18 protein-coding genes and 1 riboswitch are annotated in these 21,936 nt (G+C 39.2%); of the genes, 15 read left to right on the forward strand and 3 right to left on the reverse strand.

What is annotated here, in order from left to right; translation table 11 throughout:
* Positions 1–76: 76 nt before the first annotated feature.
* Entirely contained in the window at positions 77–1,612 is a 1,536-nt protein-coding gene (gene guaA / locus ACTWQM_RS13560) for a glutamine-hydrolyzing GMP synthase (RefSeq protein WP_443258698.1), read from the forward strand.
* 84 nt (positions 1,613–1,696) lie between these two features.
* Positions 1,697–1,797: riboswitch (purine riboswitch) on the forward strand.
* Between the two features lie 375 nt (positions 1,798–2,172).
* Positions 2,173–3,507, forward strand: a complete 1,335-nt coding sequence (locus ACTWQM_RS13565) for an NCS2 family permease (RefSeq protein ID WP_443258699.1) — start codon at positions 2,173–2,175, stop codon at positions 3,505–3,507.
* A gap of 55 nt (positions 3,508–3,562) precedes the next feature.
* Here ACTWQM_RS13565 and ACTWQM_RS13570 read toward each other — a convergent pair whose 3' ends face one another.
* The 3 genes from ACTWQM_RS13570 to ACTWQM_RS13580 form a co-directional block, all read right to left on the reverse strand.
* Positions 3,563–4,717 (reverse strand): MFS transporter, encoded by a 1,155-nt coding sequence (locus tag ACTWQM_RS13570; protein WP_443258700.1) that lies wholly within the window; start codon positions 4,715–4,717, stop codon positions 3,563–3,565.
* A 188-nt stretch (positions 4,718–4,905) separates the two neighbouring features.
* A complete protein-coding gene (msrA, locus tag ACTWQM_RS13575; protein ID WP_443258701.1) occupies positions 4,906–5,436 on the reverse strand; it encodes a peptide-methionine (S)-S-oxide reductase MsrA in 531 nt (176 codons plus the stop codon).
* A gap of 146 nt (positions 5,437–5,582) precedes the next feature.
* Complete coding sequence (locus ACTWQM_RS13580; protein ID WP_443258702.1) at positions 5,583–7,139, reverse strand: hypothetical protein; 1,557 nt, start codon at positions 7,137–7,139, stop codon at positions 5,583–5,585.
* 226 nt (positions 7,140–7,365) lie between these two features.
* On the opposite strand from ACTWQM_RS13580, the gene ACTWQM_RS13585 reads away from it, so the two are divergent.
* From ACTWQM_RS13585 to fabG, 13 genes are all read left to right on the forward strand, one after another.
* The gene (locus ACTWQM_RS13585) at positions 7,366–10,599 is read left to right on the forward strand and encodes a BTAD domain-containing putative transcriptional regulator (protein WP_443258703.1); all 3,234 of its coding nucleotides are present in this window, start codon (positions 7,366–7,368) and stop codon (positions 10,597–10,599) included.
* Positions 10,600–10,980: 381 nt separating this feature from the next.
* A complete protein-coding gene (locus tag ACTWQM_RS13590; RefSeq protein ID WP_443258704.1) occupies positions 10,981–11,586 on the forward strand; it encodes a TetR/AcrR family transcriptional regulator in 606 nt (201 codons plus the stop codon).
* Between the two features lie 2 nt (positions 11,587–11,588).
* Positions 11,589–13,100 (forward strand): o-succinylbenzoate--CoA ligase, encoded by a 1,512-nt coding sequence (menE, locus tag ACTWQM_RS13595; RefSeq protein WP_443258705.1) that lies wholly within the window; start codon positions 11,589–11,591, stop codon positions 13,098–13,100.
* A complete protein-coding gene (locus tag ACTWQM_RS13600) occupies positions 13,090–13,500 on the forward strand; it encodes a MaoC family dehydratase (RefSeq protein WP_443258706.1) in 411 nt (136 codons plus the stop codon). The genes menE and ACTWQM_RS13600 overlap by 11 nt, the downstream gene beginning before the upstream one ends.
* Entirely contained in the window at positions 13,497–14,504 is a 1,008-nt protein-coding gene (locus ACTWQM_RS13605) for a 3-oxoacyl-ACP synthase (protein ID WP_443258869.1), read from the forward strand. Before ACTWQM_RS13600 ends, ACTWQM_RS13605 begins: the two co-directional genes overlap by 4 nt.
* A 78-nt stretch (positions 14,505–14,582) precedes the next feature.
* Positions 14,583–15,827 carry a substrate-binding domain-containing protein gene (locus ACTWQM_RS13610; protein ID WP_443258707.1) on the forward strand — a complete coding sequence of 415 codons (1,245 nt, stop codon included), beginning with the start codon at positions 14,583–14,585 and terminating at the stop codon, positions 15,825–15,827.
* A gap of 83 nt (positions 15,828–15,910) precedes the next feature.
* On the forward strand, positions 15,911–16,678 hold the full coding sequence (locus ACTWQM_RS13615; protein WP_443258708.1) for an ABC transporter ATP-binding protein: 768 nt from the start codon (positions 15,911–15,913) through the stop codon (positions 16,676–16,678).
* Positions 16,662–17,369 carry an ABC transporter ATP-binding protein gene (locus ACTWQM_RS13620; protein WP_443258709.1) on the forward strand — a complete coding sequence of 236 codons (708 nt, stop codon included), beginning with the start codon at positions 16,662–16,664 and terminating at the stop codon, positions 17,367–17,369. Before ACTWQM_RS13615 ends, ACTWQM_RS13620 begins: the two co-directional genes overlap by 17 nt.
* A 12-nt stretch (positions 17,370–17,381) precedes the next feature.
* Entirely contained in the window at positions 17,382–18,242 is an 861-nt protein-coding gene (locus tag ACTWQM_RS13625) for a branched-chain amino acid ABC transporter permease (protein ID WP_443258710.1), read from the forward strand.
* A 9-nt stretch (positions 18,243–18,251) separates the two neighbouring features.
* Complete coding sequence (locus tag ACTWQM_RS13630; protein WP_443258711.1) at positions 18,252–19,232, forward strand: branched-chain amino acid ABC transporter permease; 981 nt, start codon at positions 18,252–18,254, stop codon at positions 19,230–19,232.
* A 10-nt stretch (positions 19,233–19,242) separates the two neighbouring features.
* A complete protein-coding gene (locus tag ACTWQM_RS13635; protein ID WP_443258712.1) occupies positions 19,243–20,253 on the forward strand; it encodes a 3-oxoacyl-ACP synthase in 1,011 nt (336 codons plus the stop codon).
* 14 nt (positions 20,254–20,267) lie between these two features.
* Positions 20,268–21,176: an intracellular short-chain-length polyhydroxyalkanoate depolymerase gene (gene phaZ / locus ACTWQM_RS13640; protein ID WP_443258713.1), complete on the forward strand. Its 909-nt coding sequence runs from the start codon at positions 20,268–20,270 to the stop codon at positions 21,174–21,176.
* Between the two features lie 15 nt (positions 21,177–21,191).
* Positions 21,192–21,935: a 3-oxoacyl-ACP reductase FabG gene (gene fabG / locus ACTWQM_RS13645; protein ID WP_443258714.1), complete on the forward strand. Its 744-nt coding sequence runs from the start codon at positions 21,192–21,194 to the stop codon at positions 21,933–21,935.
* Position 21,936: the final 1 nt, after the last annotated feature.

Genomic DNA, 21,936 nt, shown 5'->3' on the forward strand with positions numbered 1-21,936 from the left:
AGGGTAGGTCCAGGTTTTTATATGGATAAAGCTGTAGTCTTTATTGATAGTGTGTAAATGGATAGGAGTGATTGATATGGAAAGCAATGAAATGATCTTAGTACTTGATTTTGGCAGTCAATATAACCAGCTAATTACCAGAAGGATTAGGGAGCATGGTGTGTATAGTGAATTACACTCACACAAAATAACAGCAGATGTTATCAGAAAAATGAACCCAAAAGGAATCATCCTATCAGGTGGCCCGCACAGCGTTTATGATGAAGATAGCTTCCGATGTGATTCGGAAATCTTTGAATTGGGTATTCCGATTTTAGGTATATGCTATGGCATGCAGTTAATCGCTTTGCATTATGGTGGTAATGTTGCCAAAGCTACAAATCGCGAATATGGGAAGGCGTTAATTGAACTAACACATGACCCAATATTATTCAAAGACGCACCAAAAAATCAGTCTGTTTGGATGAGCCATGGGGACAAAGTGATGGAAGTTCCTGCATCTTTTCAAATTGATGCAACTAGCCCATCAACACCTATAGCTGCAATGAGCGATATAGATCGTAAATTGTATGGTGTCCAATTTCATCCTGAGGTTCGTCACTCCGAGTACGGAAATCATTTACTGAAGCAATTCGTTTTTGATGTGTGCGGATGTGATGGTGAATGGACAATCGAAAACTTCATTGATATGGAAGTAGAAAAAATCCAAGCAAAAGTCGGTGATCGAAACGTATTGTGTGCTTTGAGTGGAGGGGTTGATTCATCTGTTGTTGCAGCACTTATTCACAAAGCTATAGGCGATCAGCTTACATGCATCTTTGTCGATCATGGATTACTTCGCAAAAATGAGGGTGACGATGTCATGAAGACTTTTGCAGATGATTTTAATATGAATATTATTAAGATTGATGCTGCTGACCGATTTTTATCTAAACTGAAAAGTGTGGATGATCCCGAACTGAAGCGTAAAATCATTGGTAATGAATTTATCTATGTTTTTGATGATGAAGCAGCAAAATTGAAGGATATTGACTTTCTTGCTCAAGGTACACTTTACACAGATATTATTGAAAGTGGTACAGATACAGCGCAAACAATTAAGTCCCATCATAATGTTGGTGGTCTGCCAGAGAATATGCAGTTTGAATTAATTGAACCATTAAATACCTTATTTAAAGATGAAGTAAGAGAACTTGGCCTGCAGCTCGGATTACCAGACGGAATTGTTTGGCGGCAGCCTTTCCCAGGGCCAGGTCTTGCTATCCGAGTATTAGGAGAAGTAACAGACGAGAAATTAGCGATTGTTCGTGAATCAGACGCCGTCTTACGTGAGGAGATAGCGGCAGCTGGATTGGATCGCGATATTTGGCAATACTTTACAGTCCTTCCTGATATCCGAAGTGTCGGTGTGATGGGGGATGCCCGCACATACGATTATACTATTGGAATCAGGGCAGTTACCTCAATAGATGGGATGACATCCGATTGGGCACGAATTCCGTGGGATGTTCTGGAAAAAATTTCGACAAGAATTGTAAATGATGTCGAGCACATCAACCGAGTTGTTTATGATATTACAAGCAAACCGCCTGCAACTATCGAATGGGAATAAACGTATATTCAACCATTTATATAAATTATTGTTCGTTTTTTGTTTGACTTTGTCGAATTTTGATGGTAATATTGTCGTAGATTTGATAATTAAATAAGTATCTTGCGTATAATTTCGGGGATAGGGCCCAGAGTTTCTACCAGACTACCGTAAATGGTCTGACTACGCGGATAATAGTAATAAGGCAGAGTGAATTTATCTTTGCCAAATTGCTTTTTCCCGTATAGTTTTGTAGCACTCTTGTCCATCAAGGGTGTTTTTTATTGTTTAGGAAACTATAAAATTTAAGTGCTGTGTATAACTGGACTCCCGAATCAGCCACGTCCAGCTATGACGTAGAGGAAGTACTAGTGCCGGTGACGCCACAGGACGTGGCGTTCTCACCGGCCAGCTCCTAGTGGACTGCCCTCCCCGTGTCTACGATAAGTCAACATCGAATCGCTTGCGCTTTTGTCCTTTGCAGTTAAGTAAGCACTGCATAAGTGTAACTAAGGCTTATCTATATTAAAGCTCGGCGATAAGCCAAGAAATCCTAAGAGGAAAAGTGAGGAGGAAAAGCAATGAGAAAGTACTTTCGTTTTAAAGAATTGGGAACAGATTATAAGACTGAATTTATGGCAGGGCTAACAACATTCCTTGCGATGGCATATATATTATTTGTTAACCCATCAACTCTTGCATTGGTAGGAATTGAAGAATTACCAGAAGGAGTTACACGAATTGACCAAGGGGCAGTATTTACAGCAACTGCTATTGCAGCAGCTATCGGTACATTAATAATGGGGGTTTTTGCAAAGTATCCAATTGCGCTTGCGCCAGGTATGGGATTAAATGCATTCTTCGCTTATACTGTTGTGCTTGGATATGGGATACCATGGGAAACTGCTCTAGCGGGGGTATTAGCTTCCGGACTTATTTTTATCGTTTTGACATTAACGGGACTTCGCGAAAAAGTTATCAATGCTATTCCGGCAAATCTTAAAATGGCAGTTGGAGCGGGTATTGGCGTATATATTGCATTTATAGGATTTCAAAATGCAGGAATAATTGTCGGTGATGACGCAACGCTTGTCGGAATGGGTGACTTAACTTCACCAACTGTAATGCTAGCAATTTTTGGAATTATAATATCTGTTATTCTATTAAGCTTAAATATTAAAGGCGGCATTTTTTATGGTATGATTTTAACTGCTATCGCAGGAATTATCTTTAATCTGATTGATCCGCCGTCAGGTCTTGGCGGAATTGTTGGGGAAGTTCCCAGCTTAGCACCAACATTTGGTCAGGCATTCGCTCACTTTGGTGACATTTTTACAATTGAAATGCTAGTGGTTATTTTAACTTTCTTGTTCGTTGATTTCTTTGATACTGCAGGAACACTAGTAGCCGTAGCTAATCAGGCTGGTTTAATGAAAGATAATAAGCTGCCGCGTGCAGGAAAAGCGCTTTTTGCCGATTCAGCAGCAACGGTTGTTGGTTCAGTTGCAGGGACTTCCACAACGACTTCTTATATTGAATCAACTGCAGGCGTGGGTGCAGGCGGTCGTACTGGTTTTACTTCTGTTGTAACGGCAGGGTTTTTCCTTCTTGCGCTATTTTTCTCGCCTCTGTTGAGTGTAGTGACTGCAGAAGTAACTGCACCGGCACTGATTATTGTTGGAGTTTTGATGTCTTCAACACTGAAAAATATCGATTGGGATCAGTTTGAAATTGCAGTACCAGCATTTTTAACGATTGTCATGATGCCATTAACGTATAGTATCGCAACTGGGATTGCAATTGGGTTCATTTTCTACCCGATCACGATGATATTGAAGGGTCGAATAAAAGAAATAAATCCGGTTATGTATGTATTATTTGTTATATTTATTCTTTATTTTATTTTCTTGAGTTAGAAAGCAAAACAAAAGCGAAATCATCTCATAAGATGGTTTCGCTTTTGTTTTAGACTCAAGCTTTTTTTCCGTATGGTAACAGATGAAATGCAGTTAGAGATAAAGTCCCGAGTAATGCACAACAACCCAGTACAAAGTATAATGTTCCACCGCCGTATGAATCTATTAACGCTCCACCAGTAAGTGACCCGATGATTCCTGATACGCCGAAGAATACGGAATAAAACACGAGGTGCCCAGTTGACTGTAATATGCTGGGTATTAATCTGGTGATATACTCAAATGATGCTAAATAGAATACGCCGAAAGTTAAGCCGTGTAAAAACTGTAATGCAAGGATGTACATCGGATCATCAACTGCGGCATACAGGAACCAACGCAGACTGTAGATAGTTCCAGCAAAAATAATAAATACTAGCGTATGGTATTTTCTGAACCATCGACCAGCCAGAGCAAAGACTGCTGCTTCACTTGCAACACCAATGAACCAAGCTATACCAACTAATCCTTCGCCGCCGCCAAGTTCAGTAATGTACAATCCAATAAAACTGTCATTTGCCCGATGTGAAATTGTAAGAAACATAATCATAAATAGAAAAATGATAAATGGCTTGTTTTTGGCTAATCGCTTTACATCACTTAATTGTATAGGATCAGATTCCACTTTCACATCGGTTAAGCGAAACGCGACTATCAATGCTGTTACACCAAAAAATAAGTAAGGCCATATCATATATTGAACGCCAATTTCTGAGAGAACTGCCCCAACAATCAAAGAAGAGGTTGCAAATCCGATTGACCCCCATGTTCGGATTGTTCCGAATGAAATTTGTAAATCATCTGCCCGGCGTTGAGCTAAGCTGTCACCAAGAGCCCCTATCGGCGAGGTGAAAAAGTAAAATACAAATCCCATTAGTATAATCGCAAGTAAACTATTCATTTGAAAAAATAAGACACTGCTAATCAGCAATCCGAAAATACAAATTAACAGCATTCTTTTGACGGTTTTATATTTATCACTCATATAGCCCCAGAAAGGTTGTGAAAAGATTGCAGCTAAAGGACCGACTGCTAGCACCCATCCGATCTCCGTACCGTTTAATCCTTTATAATTAAGGTACAATGGCAAGAAGCTTATGATAATTGTATTTGTAGCATGAAAACTGAATAATAACATTTTCAAGGGTGTTAATGATTGATTATTTGGCATTGATTTCGCTCCCTATAGTTGTCAAAGTTTAATTATACTACACTTGGAGTAGACAATTAAACTTTTTTGGCAGATAAGAGCATAAGTGAAACTTTAACCGGATATGGAGAACGTCAACCAGATATCGGGAACTTCAACCGGATTTCAAAACCTTCAACTAGAAAATAAATAGAAGCAGATTTAGTCATCTACTCCTCCCATACTTCCTCAATATATTTATCGCGTCCCGACTTAGCGCGATCCTGCAAATAATGTTCCTCATTTTTTTTGTAGTAATCCTGGTGATGCGCCTCAGCTGGATAAAAAGTAGTAGCTGACAGGACTTTGGTTACAATTGGTTTGGAGAATTTACCACTGTTTTCGAGTAACTGCCTGGATTTCTCAGCTAGTTCTTTTTGTTCCTCATTATGATAAAAAATAGCTGTCCGATATGAATCGCCGCGATCATGAAATTGTCCGTCATCATCGGTCGGGTCTATCTGACGCCAGTATACTTCTAAAATTGTCTCATAGGAAATAACAAAAGGATCATAAGTAATTTCAACAGCCTCATAGTGACCGGTTGTTCCACTTTTTACAGTTTCATAGGTTGGGTTGGCAATCTGCCCGCCTGTGTATCCAGACACTACCCCATGAATCCCATCCCATTTATCGAACGGTTTAACCATGCACCAGAAGCATCCGCCCGCAAATGTGGCTTTCTTTCGTTGGTCTGTCATGCTCGTTTCCTCCAATCGTTCTTTAATGATTGTTTTTTACTATAACACAGATTGGAATATATAAGGAAATAAATGATTTTCATATTAGAATCTACCTAAAAGTGTTTTAAAAAGCTGCCTGCTTTAATTACAGACAGCCTCATCCTTTAAATAAAGTATGGTCCGAAAAATGACAGCAGCATTAAAATGTGGGCTCCGACAAAACAGCAAATTCTAGCCGAGGCTTTCCAGTCCCTGGATTTCTTTGTTGATTGTGCTGTAAAGTATGCAATTACAGCGAATAGCAGAATAAATACATTCGAACTACCATTAAACGACAGGTAATCAGGTGTATTTGCAAAGATGTTCTGAACAAAAATATAGTCCTTAAAAATGAATACCGCTAACATGTAAATACCTATCCCTGTGTAAAATATCCACGGTGGATCTTCGTCTAACATTTTACTTTTTGACATCTGCATGATGACGATGAACACTACGGGCCAAATAAACCAGATACTTGAAATAGATATGGTGATTAATGTCATAGACATCATACCTAGCGTTTTGCCAAGTCCTCTGATCCAGTCATCGATTGTTAGCATAGGTGCTTTATCAATAATTGCAGGTTTGCTGGAGGAAACGTTAATTTTAGCGGATTCCCCTTCCAGATCAAGCCATATAACTGTTGATTCATCAAGCCATCGTGGATTCGTTGATACATCAGGAGTATTGCTTTTCCGAGAGACTTCCAAGTGCCCGTTGTCTGACATAGACGCTGAATATATATTAAATGTAGTATTGTCTTTGTATTTTGTTTGAGTATACCCGTTTCCACTGAATAGGAAATGAGGGTTACCATCTCGATAAGAGACAGTGATATTAGATACTTCACTAAGATTTCCACTGCCTGCAGGATCTTTAAATTCCAGTTCCTCGAGTGGTTTCATTTCGCTGCTGCCTAAAGTCACTTGTTTAAAGTATGTGTAAAATTGCGGTGGTCCATTGGATTGTTTTTGCTGTGTTTCAAATGTATAGATTAGTTGTTGGCCATTAAGGGCAAAATCAATATGGCTGATTGTTTGTCCAAAAGTAATTGAGAAATTCTCCTGATGGACCTGTTCAGCACTATTTGCGTTAACTTTATAAATATTAATCTCAACATCATTATTAAGGGAAGTTTCGGTCATAAAGTAAAGTCCCTGTTTTCCCTGGTACGGGATGATCTCATCTGTACCATCCTTTAAATCCATTAGTTTTTCTGAAGTCTTATCAACTTGACTAAGCTTATATAATGAATTTTCTTTTATGTAAAGAATGGTGTCCTTTAAAGGGTAAAATCGTTTAGCATCGGAAACGATTATGTTGCCGTCCTGGTCGTAAATATGCTTGTAATCATGGTAAATCAGATTATTTTTATTAACAGACACTTGTGTCCATTTATCAAACGGAATATCATACGAGTTCTTATTAATCAGTTCAAAATTACTATCTAATGTCTTAGTCAAAAGCTTTCCCTCTTCATAAGTCTGGATGGTAAGTCCATCGTCATTAGTCTTTTGAAAGGGAATCCCATTGGTAACCGTTGTCGTTCCAATTTGTAAAGCTCTGCTCCAGTTTTCGGCGGGAGGCTCTGATGTATTTGTAATATTTTGATAAAAAACACTGAAAGTACCAATTGCAATGATGATGGATGGTATAACCCAAAATAGATGTTTTCTCATTATGATCCCCTTGTCTATGTCTGTATCGATATTCTTTGACAGATAAGAAAATATAGATTCTTTCTTACTGCATAAGGGCTTATCTATATTATAAGCCAAGATTTCTTAAATTTTCACATAAGTAAAATATATCACAAACAGGACAGCTAAATAAATTATTTTGAATCTTAAATCATATGTTAAAATAAAAGAAGATAGAAATTTTGGAAAGAAGGGTATGGGTTGTATGGGGAAAATACCAATCATACAAAGTCAGCTTAGTCCACCGCCGATAAAAGACAGGTTTGTCAGGCGAGCAAAAGTAAATCGAAAGCTGATCAATGCAAATAAGTATCCACTCACATTACTGCATGCTGGAGCAGGTTACGGAAAAAGCACAGCATTGGCTTTATTTGTGCATGACATTAGTCCTAATGCATGCTGGTATTCAATATCCCAGAACGACGATGATATCCTTCCTTTTATAAATAAACTCATTCATGCAGTTAAGTTAAAATATCCGGTATTTGGCAAGTCAATTTTAATTGAACTTGAAGATTTGGATAATTATATTAGCGACGAACAAATATGGTCTCTGACCTCATCCTTTATTAATGAGGTTATGGAGATGAGTAAGCATGTTACATTAATTCTGGACGACTTCCATCATGTGAAAAATTCAAATGAAATCGAGCAATGGATAAAACTGCTGCTTGATCATGTTCCAGAGAACCTCCACATTATACTGTCTAGCCGGAATAAACCGAGATGGGATGTCATACCGAAATTAAAGATCAAGGGTGACCTGCTTGACATTCCACAGGATGATTTAGTTCTTTCAGCTGATGAAATGCATCATGTTCTGGAAGACATCTATCAGGTTAACCTTGTATCAGAAGATTTACAAAAAATTCATCAGCTGACTGAAGGATGGGCAATCGCATTTAGTATGTTTATCCAGCATATGCAATCAGAATCATCGATAGATGCTATCCTTCAAAATCGCCAGCAATCATTGCAGGATTTATTCGACTATTTGGCATCCGAAGTATTATCAAAGCAATCAATAATTATGCAGCAATTTTTATTACAATCGAGCATTATTGATGTTCTATCACCTGATGTCAGTGATCATGTGTTACAGATCAACGGGTCAGAGGAAATTCTGGCCGGATTGGTAGAGCAAAATTTGTTTATTGTAGAGGGTGAGGGAAGTCACTATCGTTATCATGCCTTATTCAAAGCTTTTTTAGAAAATCGTCTGCAAAAAACGTATCCAAGCGAATTCAAAGATTTACATAAACGGGCGGCACAATACTACGAAAAAATATTTCATATGGAAACAGCTTTATACCATTATCGGCAAATCCAGGCATTTAGTGCGATTGCTCATATCCTGCAAAAACAAGGGTCAATGTTGCTTCGAACAGGAAGGCTGCAGCACTTATATGAGTTATTATCTGAGCTTCCGGAAAAGTTTAAAGAAAGAGATTTGATTCTATATTTCTATCAAGGTGAAATTGAGCGTTACTGGTCATCCTATGCGGAAGCTGAGCAGAACTATAAACAAATTCTGGAACGAAGTAAAGAAGATTACTATATTGCTGGTATTGCACTTGAAGGAATGGCCCGAATATATCTGGATACTATCCAGCCCGATATTGCAGAACGTTATGTGAATCAGGCTATCCAGATGCGTGAGAAATCAAATGCAAGTAAAGAAGAGATGGCAAGACTGTATCAGCTAATGGCTGAAAACCTAATAAATGCCGGTCAGGCAATGAAAGCAGAGTCCTGGTTTGATCGTGCAAAAGAATTAAATCTGCCATTGGAAGAGGGGAATCTTCAAGCCAGAATTTACTTGCGGACTGGCAGACTTGCAAAAGCTCGGGAGATTCTATATCAACGCAAGCAACACGCAAAAACTACCAAACACTTACCACAGTCACATCGTGAAACAGATATTCTGCTATCGATTGTTGAAGCATTTATGGGTGAAGCAGAATTGAGTAAAAAACTGGCGAGTGATGGCATACAGTTAGGGTTGAATATCCAGTCTCCGTTTGTAGAGGCATGCGGGTGGATGCGAATGGGTCATGCTGTTCAGCTATCGGATTACTATAAAACTGATTTGGCAATTAATTGTTATGAGACCGCGTTGGATATCATGGAGAAAATTAACGTATCACGTGGTAAAGCGGAGCCATATATGGGTTTAGCAATCCTCTATGGGAAAAGGCAACAATATGATCAAGCAATTGAAACAGCAAATAAAGGATTGCTTGAAACTGAAAAAGTTAAGGATCGCTGGCTTAGCGCAATGATTAAGTTATGTATAGGGGTTACCGAAATTTATAACAATGATTTAGAAAAAGCGTCACAAGTGATGATGGAAGTTCACAAAGAATTTAAGTTATGTGGTGATCGTTACGGCAGTTTGGTAAGCAGATTCTGGAATACATTTATCGCTTTTAAACAGGAAAGTGATGAAAGTTTTAAACAGGAGATGCAACTCTTTCTGAGAGAATTACAAACAGAAGAATATGATTTTTTCCTTAAAAAAAGGACTACCTTTGGTCCATCTGATGTGCAAAATATTGCTCCTATGCTGTTAAAGGCTAGACAACTGGATATCGAGCCGGCGCTTGTATCTAGATTACTTCATGAAATTGGGTTTGATGAAACAATAAAAAGTCATCCAGGCTATACGTTAACAATTAAAACGTTTGGTCAATTTAAGGTCTGGTTAGGAAATAAGCAGCTCGAAAGCAGTGATTGGCAGCGTGGAAAAGCAAAGGAGCTTTTTGAGTTGTTTATAACTAGCAGAGATAAGCTCATTTCCAAAGAGGAAATCCTTCAAAAACTGTGGCCGGACCAGGATGAGAATGGTGCAAATAAAACATTTAAAGTTACCCTGAATGCTTTATTAAAAGCATTAGAACCAAAGCGAAAGGCTCGTGAGGAATCCTTTTTTATCAAACGAAAAGGCAGTGCATATGGATTGAACCCGGATTCAGGATATAAGTTAGATAGTATTATGTTCGAAGATGGAGTACTGCGCGGAATTGAAGAGAGCGACCCAAAGCATGCCAAGGAAAAATTGGCTAATGCCTTAGCAATGTATGAAGGCGAGTATTTGGCAGATCTCCGGTTTACGGACTGGTGTGTAACTGAACGTGAGCGCCTGCAATTAATTTATCTGCGAGGTTCGGAAAAAATGGCACAAGTAGCAGTTAGACTCCGTGAATTCAATGCATGTATTGACTGGTGTGAAAAGATTTTAGCGATTGATAATACATGGGAAGAGGCATATCGCCTGCTAATGTATAGCTACTATCAGAATAACAACCGCCCTCAAGCGATCAAATGGTATGACAAATGTGCTTCTATTTTGGAAGAAGAACTGGGCATCAAACCGATGGAACCAACTAGAGAAATGTACCATATGATTATCGAATCAGAAGAGCTAAAAGCTTACTAATAAAACACCCTTGATAATAGCAGATTCAAGGGTGTTTTATTTGCCGTTAAGAAAGTAACATGGCTGCTCAATGCGCTGCCCATCATCTGTTAAGAAAATTATTTTTCATATAGCATATTTGAGGTTAGCGGACACCAAAGACCTTATTAAGTACAAATACCCTCTATTAACCATGATATATGTAAAATTAGGGCTCCTGTGTCCGCAAGAAAAGATTAAGACCTTAGCTTCCGGTAATCTTTTATCGAGTCACGTCCCGTGCTAACACGTATAGCTAGCACATATTTCCGCTGCGATGTAATTCTTCCTAAAAAAGGTTACTAAAAACACTTGATGATTTTTAGAAATTTCCGTATAATCAAAAACTGAGAGGTGGTTCACATGTCAATTCCTGAAAACAATCAATTAACAAAGAAGGGGATGATAACTAGACAAAAAATACTCGATACAGCTGAAGAAATTATCGGCGAGCAAGGCTATTTTGAAACATCAATAGTTGAAATAACTTTGCGTGCTGGTGTTGCCCAGGGAACTTTCTATAATTATTTTCAAACCAAAAAAGCAATATACGATGAGTTGGTTTATCAGTTAAGTTCAAATCTGCGACATCATATAAGAGTAGCAATGGAAGAAGCATCTGCATTTAAGGAAAAGCAGCGTAAAGGTTACTTAGCCTTTTTTGAATGGGTTATCAATCATCGAAATCTTTATAGTATCATTCAGCAATCTGTCCTGGTCGATAAGGATCTTTATCGCTGGTATTACGAAAAGTTGGCAAAGGGGTTTGTTCAATCTATTAATGAAGCCGTGAGTAACGGGGAATGCAAGCCGTTGGATGCTGAAACTGTCAGCTATTGTCTGATGGGGATAGGACAGTTCATCGGTATGCGCTGGGTGTATTGGGATGAAGAAGTCGTTCCCGCACACGTTTTTGATAATGCCATGGAATTAATTTTTAATGGATTAAACGCAAAGGAGGTGAAGTAAGAATGAATAGCATCTCGTATTGGATTCATAAACGAGCTGAGATAACACCTGATAGGGTAGCAATGATTGGTGTGAAGGAAGAAAGAACCTATCGTGATCTTTCACAAGACATCTATAAAATGGCTTCCATACTTAAACATAAATTGCTGCTAAGTCAGGGTGAACGAGTAGCTATCCTATCACAAAACCGTGAAGAGTATATGGTTACATATTTTGCTATTGCTCATTTGGGGTTAATCGCTGTTCCTTTAAATATTCGTCTTTCCGCACCTGAACTAGCATTTCAAATTAAGGACAGTGGAGCGAGAACAATCATATATGAGAGTGAAACGGAGGTTTTATACAACGATATAAGGGGTCATGTTAATTTTGAAAACGCTTTCTCGTTTGATGAATCCAACATAAGCAAACTTAGCTATGGACAAATTAGTGAAGCCTCTCATCTATCAAGCGACCCCTTTATTATTTGTTATACGTCTGGGACAACGGGACGTCCTAAGGGAGCCGTATTAACACAAGGCAACATGTATTGGAATGCTGTAAATAATCAATTGGCAATAGATATTACCTCTGCTGATAAATCTATTATTCTTCTCCCGCTATTTCATATAGGGGGGATAGGGTTATTTGCCTTTCCGACATTACTTGCTGGTGGAACAATTATCATACCTGAAAAGTTCGAACCGGACAGTGCAATCCAAACTATTGAGGATCAGCAGGTAACGATTGTCATGGGAGTTCCTGCCATACATGATGCGATTAGAAAAAGTAAGGAGTTCAAAACTGCCAATTTTGAATTGGTGCGCTGGTTTTACAGTGGTGGTGCACCATGTCCTGAAGAACTAATAAACGCATACATTGACCATGACCTTCCTTTTGGGCAAGGCTTTGGCATGACAGAAACAGCACCCACTATATTTATGATATCAAAAGAAGATTATAAAAGAAAAGCAGGATCTATTGGAAAGCCAGTAATGTTTACAGACATATCGATAATTGATGAGGATGGCGAGCCTGTACCTGATGGTGAAATAGGAGAGCTTTTGATTAAAGGTCCAAATGTTATGAAGGAATATTGGGGGCTTCCTGATGAAACAGCTAAGGCAATTCGTGATGGTTGGCTTTATTCCGGAGATTTAGTTCGTCGTGATGAAGAAGGATTTATATATGTTGCTGGAAGAAAGAAGGATATGATCATTTCCGGTGGTGAAAATATTTATCCATTGGAGATTGAGCAGATAATAAAGGAGTTAGCTCAAGTGAGTGAGACTGCTGTGATTGGCGTTCAGGACGAAAAATGGGGGGAAGTGCCTATTGCATTCTTGTCTTTCAATCAGAATCACTTGGTAATTCCTGATGAGGTCAAAGACTATTGTTCTAGTAAATTAGGAAAATTTAAAATCCCCAAAAAAATAATTGAACTGGATGAACTTCCTAAAAATGCTACTGGAAAAATAGATAAGAAGGCATTACGTACTATTTGGGATAGGGGTGAAATCTTGCATGAATTTTGAAATAGGCCAGACAGCACAATTCTCCAGAACAGTAACCGAAACAGACTTTATTATGTTTGCTGGACTTAGTGGAGATTATAACCCAATTCATACCGATCAGGAATATGCTGAGAATACATTTTTTGGTGGAAGAATTAGTCATGGTTTACTGACCGCCAGCATGTTATCAAGACTATTAGGTATGCACTTACCAGGTCCGGGAAGCATCTATGTATCACAATCATTGACCTTTACCAAACCAGTATATATAGGTGACACCATAACTGCTTATGCAGAAGTAGTAAAAATAGACGAAGATTCAAGATTGTTAACCGTACAGACAACTTGTCGAAATCAGAGTGGGAGCACCGTGCTGGATGGTGAAGGGGTCATGAAGCTTCCGAAAAAGGAGCAGGGATAATGGTAGGTATAAAAGCAACCAGCATATTTACACCGGACATAATAGAGACTGCAGCTGACCTGGCTGTTAAAACAGAAATACCGGAAAATATTATAATTGAAAAATTTGGTCTAGTGGAAAAAAGAGTAGCGTCGTCTGATATGCATGCATCGGATTTAGCGATTGCTGCCGGGAGAAAAGTCCTGGCAGATATAAAGCCGGAGTCTATTGATGTCGTTATTTATTTTGGCAGCCCCTTTAAAGATTATCAGGTTTGGACAGCGTCCTCCAGGATTCAGTATGAGTTAGGAGCAATAAATGCCTATTCATTTGAAATGATGAATGTAAGCTCTTGTTTTCCGTTAGCACTTAAAGTTGCTAAGGATATGATAAATTCTGATCCTTACATTAATAACATATTGCTTGCCGGTGGCTCCAAAGAGTCGATGATAATCAATCACGATAACCCGCGATCTCGTTTTATGTTTAATTTTGCTGATGGTGGAGCTGCAGCTTTAGTATCAAGGGACGCTGCTGAAAGTGAAATTTTAGGTTCGTCGATTATCACAGATGGTTCATTTAGTAAGGACGTTTTAGTTCCTGGTTCAGGATCTGTACATCCAGTCAGTCAAAAGGTTGTTGATGGTAAATCTCATTATATCGACGTCCCAGATCCGTTAAGCATGAAACAACGTCTTGATCCAGTATCGATACCAAATTTTATCAAAGTAATTGAAACAGCATTAGAAAGAAGTGGTGTAAGGGTTGAAGATTTAAAGGTTTTATTGCCACTTCATACAAAAAGGTCAATGTTTCATGAAATAATGAATAAATTGGGGTTAGACGAGAAGCAGGCTGTTTATTTAGACCATTACGGGCACATGTCAGCACTGGACCCTTGCTATGGACTTTACATTGCTGAGGGAAAAGGGTTACTTAAAAAAGGGGATATTGCTGTAGCAGTCTCCGCTGGAACCGGGTATACATGGGCAGCTACGGTAATCCGCTGGCTGGGTGAAAAGTAGAGTTGTTACTTCTATGTAACTTCAATTGTTTATGATAACTGCAAGTGAAACAACCATTTAAAAAGGGGGAAACAAGTAATGAATGTAAAACGTATAACTGGGTTTCTATTTATCATGCTGTTAATTGCTGTATTTGTGACAGCATGTGGGGATGAGAATGCGTCTGGTGAAAGTGAAGGTTCATCTAATGGAAGTGATGGAGAAGGGGAAGAAACAGCTGAAACGGTAAAAATTGGTGTTCTTGCATCACTAACTGGTGCCTTGGAAGCTTATGGGAAGCAAACCAAAAAGGGATTTGAGCTCGGACTTGATTATGCAACTGACGGAACAATGGAAGTTGCAGGTAAAAAAATTGAAGTAGTCTTTGAGGATACTGAAACAGATCCGAAAGTTGCCCGTCAAAAAGCAATTGGTTTATTAGAAGATGAAAATGTAGACTTTCTTGTCGGATCATCCAGTTCTGGTGATACTTTAGCAGTGACACCGTTAGCAGAGGAATATGAAACAATTATGGTTGTTGAACCAGCTGTTGCGGACAGTATCACAGGTTCAGAGTATAACGATTACATTTTTAGAACAGGCCGTAATTCATCTCAGGATGCTGTCGCAGGTGCAGCAGCAATCGCTGATGATGGGGTAAAAATTGCAACGCTTGCTCCTGACTCTGCATTTGGGCAGGATGGTGTTGCGGCATTTAAGGAAGCTGCAACTGATCTTGGTGCAGAAATAAGTCATGAAGAATATGCGGATCCTGCAGCAACAGATTTCACAGCGAACATTCAGAAGATTATCGAGTCAGAGCCAGACTATTTATATGTTATTTGGGCAGGTGCAAACACACCTTGGAATCAGATAGCTGACATGAAAGTACAGGAACAGGGTATTAAGATTTCGACTGGTGTAGCAGATATTGCTACGTTGCCAACAATGAAGCCGTTAGTAGGAATGGCTGGTTTTACAGTATACCATCATACATTACCTGATAATGAGGTGAACGATTGGCTAGTAAAGGAACATAAAGAGCGTTTTGATGGGGAAGTACCAGACTTATTTACTCCTGGTGGTATGAGTGCTGCGATTTCAATTGTGGAAGCGCTTAAGAACTCAGAAGGAGATACATCTGCAGATAAACTGATAGAAACAATGGAAGGAATGAGTTTTGAATCACCTAAAGGAACAATGACATTCCGTCCAGAAGACCATCAGGCATTACAATCATTATATGCTGTCACATTAGAGGAAAGTGACGAGCATGATTATCCTATTCCAGTCCTGGAAAGGGTCCTAACTCCAGAGGAAACTGCACCACCAATTAAAAATTAATTAACTGACCAAATTTGGAACAACCCCCTCGCCTAATCTGGTGGGGGTTGTTCCACCATTAAATTTAAAGGGAGGAATAAACGATGACCGCAATATTGGAAACAAAAGATTTGGCCATAGCATTTGGTGGCCATACAGCTGTTGACCATATTTCCGTACAAATCCCCGATAAAAAGTTCACCTCCATTATTGGTCCAAATGGTGCGGGGAAAACGACGTTATTTAACCTGCTGAGTGGCCAATTATCTCCAACAAATGGTCAAATCCTTTATAAGGATCAAGATATTACAAAGCTATCAACGACTAAGCGAACTCGTCTTGGAATAGGAAGATCCTTTCAAATCACAAATGTTTTTCCTAATCTAACAGTACTTGAAAATGTTCGATTAGCGGTGCAATCCCAAGCAAAGGTTCGTTATCAAATGCTTGCACACTTCAAGTATTATAAAAAATTTGAAGATAAGGCAATGGAGCTTCTTAGCAGAGTATTCCTGGACACAAAAGCTGATTTACGTGCTGTTAACCTCGCACACGGGGAAAAAAGGAAGCTTGAAATGGCGATGCTGCTGGCATTGGATACAGAGGTCCTTTTGCTTGATGAACCTACAGCAGGAATGTCCCTTGAAGAGGTTCCGGCAATTATCGAAGTGATTAAAAAGATTAAGGAAGAAGAGAATCGGACAATTGTGCTAATTGAACATAAGATTGACATGATTATGGACTTATCTGATGAAGTACTTGTGTTATTTCATGGGGAGCTATTAGCAAAGGGAACACCTGAAGAGATAATTGAGAATGAAACAGTTCAGTCAGCATATCTAGGAGGTATGTACGATGAGCAACTTGCTTGAGCTACAACAGGTTGAAGCATACATACAGCAATATCACATATTACACGACATTTCGTTTGAAGTCCCAAAAGGTGAAGTAACCGTATTGCTTGGCAGAAATGGCGCTGGCAAGACAACTACCTTGCGGACAATTATGGGGTTAAATCAGGCTTCTGCTGGTTCCATTATCTATAATGATAAAGAAATTGGACAGTTAAAGACACATTCAATAGCCCAAAACGGGATTGGCTATGTGCCTGAAGATCAGGGAATATTTGATAACCTGACTGTTGGTGAGAATTTGAAAGTTGCTATGAAAAAAGAAGATGAAGAGACAACAACACGTATGGAATGGGTTCTTGGATTATTTCCGGATCTTCAAAAATTCTGGAAAAAACCAGGTGGACAATTAAGTGGAGGACAAAAGCAAATGCTTGCAATCGCAAGGGCATATGTAAATGAAAATGAATTGCTGTTAATTGATGAGCCAAGTAAAGGACTCGCTCCGATTATCGTGGAGAAAGTGATGGAATCTATTCAGCAAATGAAGGAACGGACAACCATTTTGCTGGTGGAACAGAATTTTCTGATGGCAAGTAAAATTGGCGATCGTTTTTATATTATTGATGATGGGCAAACAATTCATAAAGGCAAGATGGATGAATTAAAAAATGACAAAGCATTGATGAAAAAATATCTAGGTATTGCATAGGGAGGGGAAGGAATGGATTTAATAGTTAGTTTGGCAATTAATGGACTTGCGACCGGTATGCTGATCTTCCTTCTCGCGGCTGGACTTACACTGATCTTTGGTTTAATGGATGTTTTAAACTTTGCACATGGTGGTTTATTTGTTTGGGGTGCATTCAGCGGTGTATGGGTCTACAATCTAACCGGAAGTTTCATGCTTGGTATTGCTGCAGCTATTGTAACAGGGCTTATTTTGGGAGCTATTACGGAGTTTTTAATCATCAGGCCGGTTTACGGTAATCACATTCAACAGATTCTGATTACATTAGGGCTTATGCTGGTGCTTGGTGAATTAATTAAGGTCGTTTTTGGTCCGGAACAAAAATCCGCAGTTCCCCCGGAATTTCTTGATGGGAGCTTTATGTTGGGTGATATCATCCTCATAAAATATCGATTATTTATTATAGCAGTCGGAATATTTATATTTGCGCTTACTACATTTATTTTAAAGCGGACACGTATTGGATTAATTGTTCGAGCAGGAGTAATGAATAAAGAAATGGTACAATCACTCGGAATTAATATCCAATTTGTATTTATGGCTGTTTTTATGGTTGGTGCAGCGATGGCGGCATTGAGTGGAATGCTTATGGCACCATATTCCGGGGTTATATATGCAGAAATGGGTCTTGAATTTGCAATATTAGCATTCATTGTAGTGGTTATAGGCGGAATGGGCAGTTTTAAAGGGTCCTTATTTGCGGCAATTTTAGTAGGGTTGACGCAAGCATTTATGGCTTATTATGTTCCAGCACTATCGTTAGCGGTAAATATGCTTTTGATGACAGCAGTACTTATCTTCAGACCAGAAGGATTATTTAAGGTAAAGGGGTGAGACAAACAAATGAATTTACGTCATATTGAAAGAAGTACCTGGATATATATAGCATTTGCATTGTTATTGTTTATTGTCCCATTCTTATTTACAGGTCGCAGCATGCTATTTATGATTATGCAAGTCTTCATTTTTGGGATTTTTGCAATGAGTTACGATCTGCTTTTAGGTTATACCGGTATTATCTCATTCGGTCATGCAATGTTTTTTGGGATTGGTGCATATTCAGCTGCTATAGTAATGGATTTAAATGATTCTACATTAATTTCTTTAGCTGCTGGGGTTTTAGTTGCGATAATCATTGCTGCGATTGTCAGTTTTATAGCCGGTATACTCACGTTGCGGCTTAAAAGTCACTTTTATGCCATGCTGACATTGGCACTGGCCGGCCTGTTTCTGGTAGCTGCCGAAAAATGGACCAGTTTGACCGGTGGTGGAGAGGGGTTCACGTTTAGATTGCCAGAGTTCCTTCAAGACTCGGGAACGATGTATATGATTTGTCTTATTTCACTTGTGATTTTCTTTTTTGGACTCAGGCGATTTACAAAATCACCATTAGGAAAAGTGCTAGTGGCAATAAGAGAAAATGAAAATCGTACAGAATCATTAGGATATCAGGTCCTTCATTATAAAGTCATTGTAAGTGTAATAGCGGGAGTGATTGCAAGTTTTGCCGGTGTATTATATGTATTATCGCTACGATTTATTGATACAAGTGTATTTGCGGTAGACGTTACACTGGATGCCTTGTTAATGACGATTATTGGTGGTGTTGGAACACTGATTGGTCCGCTTATCGGTGCTGCGTTGGTAGAATTTGCCCACCATTGGCTGTCAGACTTAGCTGACGTACATTGGATTTTTGAGCGCTGGATTATCTTATATGGAACGGTTTATATTTTAGCTGTTATCTTCTTCCCATTAGGTATTGCCGGCACAATACAATCCAAGTTTTCTAATCGAGTAACTAAAGGGTTGACCAAAAAATGAGGTGTCGGAAATGGAAACAGTAGGAGTTTTAAGTACAGGGGTATATATTCCTGAGAAGAAGCTTACTGCGATAGAGTTATCTGAGCAGTCCGGACTCCCCATTGAAGTTATTGAAGATAAAATGGGAATTAGAGAAAAACCTGTTCCTGGCGAAGACGATCATACATGTGCAATGGGGATTTTTGCTGCTAAAAAAGCATTAGCTAAAGTGAAGCTGGATCCTAAAGAAATTGATGTTGTAATTTATATTGGGGAAGAACATAAAGAATATCCCTTATGGACTGCAGGAATAAAACTGCAGTATGAGATTGGCGCAGTTAATGCTTGGGCATTTGATACGGCATTACGGTGCGGAACGACAATTATGGCATTAAAGCTGGCTAAAGACATGATGATAGCAGATCCGGATATAAAAACAGTCTTGTTGGCGGGCGGGTACCGGAATGTCGATTTCATCAACTATCAGAACCCACGTACCCGGTTTATGTTCAATCTTGGAGCTGGTGGCGGTGCCATGATCTTGCAAAAGAATCACGCAGAAAATCAAATCCTTGGAACTCATATGATTACAGATGGATCATTTTCTGAGGATGTAGTTGTTACAACAGGAGGTACGAAAAATCCAGTTACTAAAGAAACGCTGGACGCAGGATTATATCAATTGGATGTACTGGATCCACCAGGGATGAAAAAACGACTGGAACAAAAATCGATGGATAATTTTATAACGTGCATCGAGAAAGCATTGGATAAAAGCGGTTATACAAAAGAGGATATTGACTATGTTGCGATGCTCCACATGAAGCGATCTGCGCATACATACGTATTAGATCAGCTAGGTGTTGAGCATAACAAATCTATCTATTTGGAAAACTATGGACATATTGGTCAAATGGATCAAATTATTTCACTAGAGCTTGCCGAAGAGCGTGATATGCTTAAGAATGGCGATATCGTTGTCCTGGTTTCTGCTGGTATTGGCTATGCCTGGGGAGCCAATGTGATTCGGTGGGGAAAATAAAGGGAGGCAAATCTATGTTTGAAGTGTTGCTTAACAGTGTTTTATTGTCCAATGGTGAAAAAATCGCTTATCGTGAACGGGCGGGTGGAGATAAGAACGTATTACTCATTCATGGAAATATGACATCATCGGTTCACTGGGACTTGGTAATTGAAAATATCGCACCAGAATTTAAAGTATATGCCGTTGATTTACGCGGGTTTGGTGAATCATCATATAACCAGCCGATAGATTCGATAATGGACTTCTCGAATGATTTAAAACTGTTTGTTGATGAAATTGGATTGCGGGACTTTTCGCTTGTAGGCTGGTCGCTTGGAGGAGCTGTCGCCCAGCAGTTTTGTGCTGATTATCCTGGTTATGCTACACATCTATTTTTACTAGCTTCAGCATCATCAAGAGGGTATGCGTACTTTGAAACCGGGACAGATGGATTCCCAGTTACATCAAATCGCCTGGAAACCTTGGAACAGGTTAAGCAGGACGGCAAAACAAAAGTTGTTCAAAATGCATATGACACAAAGAACTTTGAGTTACTTAAGCAAACGTGGGATATGTTGATTTACCGAGAAGATAAGCCTGATCAAGCAAGGTACGAAAAATATTTGGCCGACATGACGACACAGCGAAATCTGGCTGAGACGTACCAAGTGTTAAATATCTTCAATCTAAGCAATGTTCATAACGGGCTTACGGAAGGTCAGGACAAGATCAAGAATATAGGCATCCCGGTAATAATTGCTTGGGGCGATGAAGACCTTGTAGTTACAAAACAAATGACAGATGAGCTTATCGAGGATTATGGAGAAAAAGCAATTTACAAAGAACTAACCGGGAGCGGACATTCACCACTGATTGATGACCTCGACAACCTTTTGGGAATCATGGAAGATTTCTTTTCTAAGCAGACTAAAGCACAGTAGAAAGGACGAAAATAGATGAATAGATTACAGGATAAAGTAGCCATTATTACAGGTGCAGCAAATGGAATCGGCCTACAGGCGGCGCGAACTTTCGCTAATGAGGGGGCACAAGTTGTTATTGCAGACTTTGATGAAACAAGTGGCAAGGAACGAGAAGGTGAACTTCAGTCAGAAGGGATGAAATGTACGTTCATTCAAGTAAATGTTGCTGATCGCGGTAGTGTTGACTCGATGGTTGATGAAGTATTATCAACGTATGGAAAGATTGATATCTTAATTAATAATGCTGGAATAACAAGAGATGCGATGCTTTCAAAAATGACGCCGGAACAATTTCAGCAGGTCATTGATGTTAACCTGAATGGTGTGTTCCATTGTACACAGGCTGTATTGCCTTCCATGACTGCACAGGGGCAAGGGAAAATAGTCAATACTTCCTCTGTATCAGGAGCATACGGGAATGTCGGGCAGACAAATTATGCGGCAGCTAAATCCGGAATAATTGGAATGACCAAAACCTGGGCCAAGGAACTTGCAAGAAAAGGGATAAACGTTAATGCAGTTGCCCCTGGGTTTACCGAAACAGGAATGGTTGAAGGCGTTCCGGAGAAAGTTATTGATCAAATGAAAGAACAAATCCCAATGGGACGATTAGGTCGACCAGAGGATATTGCTAATGCCTACCTGTTCCTTTCATCCAATGAAGCTAATTATGTTAATGGTCATGTACTGCATGTTGATGGTGGCATTATGATGTAAA

It is taken from the genome of Virgibacillus sp. L01 (genome assembly GCF_052246775.1).
Classification (GTDB): Bacteria; Bacillota; Bacilli; order Bacillales; family Amphibacillaceae; genus Lentibacillus.

Bases quoted from the DNA above. Each gene is read 5' to 3' on its own strand.
- ACTWQM_RS13630 (WP_443258711.1), top strand. From the start codon at position 18,252: ATGAATTTACGTCATATTGAAAGAAGTACCTGGATATATATAGCATTT.
- ACTWQM_RS13570 (WP_443258700.1), bottom strand. From the start codon at position 4,717: ATGCCAAATAATCAATCATTAACACCCTTGAAAATGTTATTATTCAGT.
- ACTWQM_RS13600 (WP_443258706.1), top strand. From the start codon at position 13,090: ATGAATTTTGAAATAGGCCAGACAGCACAATTCTCCAGAACAGTAACC.
- menE (WP_443258705.1), top strand. From the start codon at position 11,589: ATGAATAGCATCTCGTATTGGATTCATAAACGAGCTGAGATAACACCT.
- msrA (WP_443258701.1), bottom strand. From the start codon at position 5,436: ATGACAGACCAACGAAAGAAAGCCACATTTGCGGGCGGATGCTTCTGG.
- ACTWQM_RS13625 (WP_443258710.1), top strand. From the start codon at position 17,382: ATGGATTTAATAGTTAGTTTGGCAATTAATGGACTTGCGACCGGTATG.
- ACTWQM_RS13620 (WP_443258709.1), top strand. From the start codon at position 16,662: ATGAGCAACTTGCTTGAGCTACAACAGGTTGAAGCATACATACAGCAA.
- ACTWQM_RS13635 (WP_443258712.1), top strand. From the start codon at position 19,243: ATGGAAACAGTAGGAGTTTTAAGTACAGGGGTATATATTCCTGAGAAG.
- phaZ (WP_443258713.1), top strand. From the start codon at position 20,268: ATGTTTGAAGTGTTGCTTAACAGTGTTTTATTGTCCAATGGTGAAAAA.
- guaA (WP_443258698.1), top strand. From the start codon at position 77: ATGGAAAGCAATGAAATGATCTTAGTACTTGATTTTGGCAGTCAATAT.
- ACTWQM_RS13590 (WP_443258704.1), top strand. From the start codon at position 10,981: ATGTCAATTCCTGAAAACAATCAATTAACAAAGAAGGGGATGATAACT.
- ACTWQM_RS13580 (WP_443258702.1), bottom strand. From the start codon at position 7,139: ATGAGAAAACATCTATTTTGGGTTATACCATCCATCATCATTGCAATT.
- ACTWQM_RS13615 (WP_443258708.1), top strand. From the start codon at position 15,911: ATGACCGCAATATTGGAAACAAAAGATTTGGCCATAGCATTTGGTGGC.
- ACTWQM_RS13565 (WP_443258699.1), top strand. From the start codon at position 2,173: ATGAGAAAGTACTTTCGTTTTAAAGAATTGGGAACAGATTATAAGACT.
- fabG (WP_443258714.1), top strand. From the start codon at position 21,192: ATGAATAGATTACAGGATAAAGTAGCCATTATTACAGGTGCAGCAAAT.
- ACTWQM_RS13610 (WP_443258707.1), top strand. From the start codon at position 14,583: ATGAATGTAAAACGTATAACTGGGTTTCTATTTATCATGCTGTTAATT.
- ACTWQM_RS13585 (WP_443258703.1), top strand. From the start codon at position 7,366: ATGGGGAAAATACCAATCATACAAAGTCAGCTTAGTCCACCGCCGATA.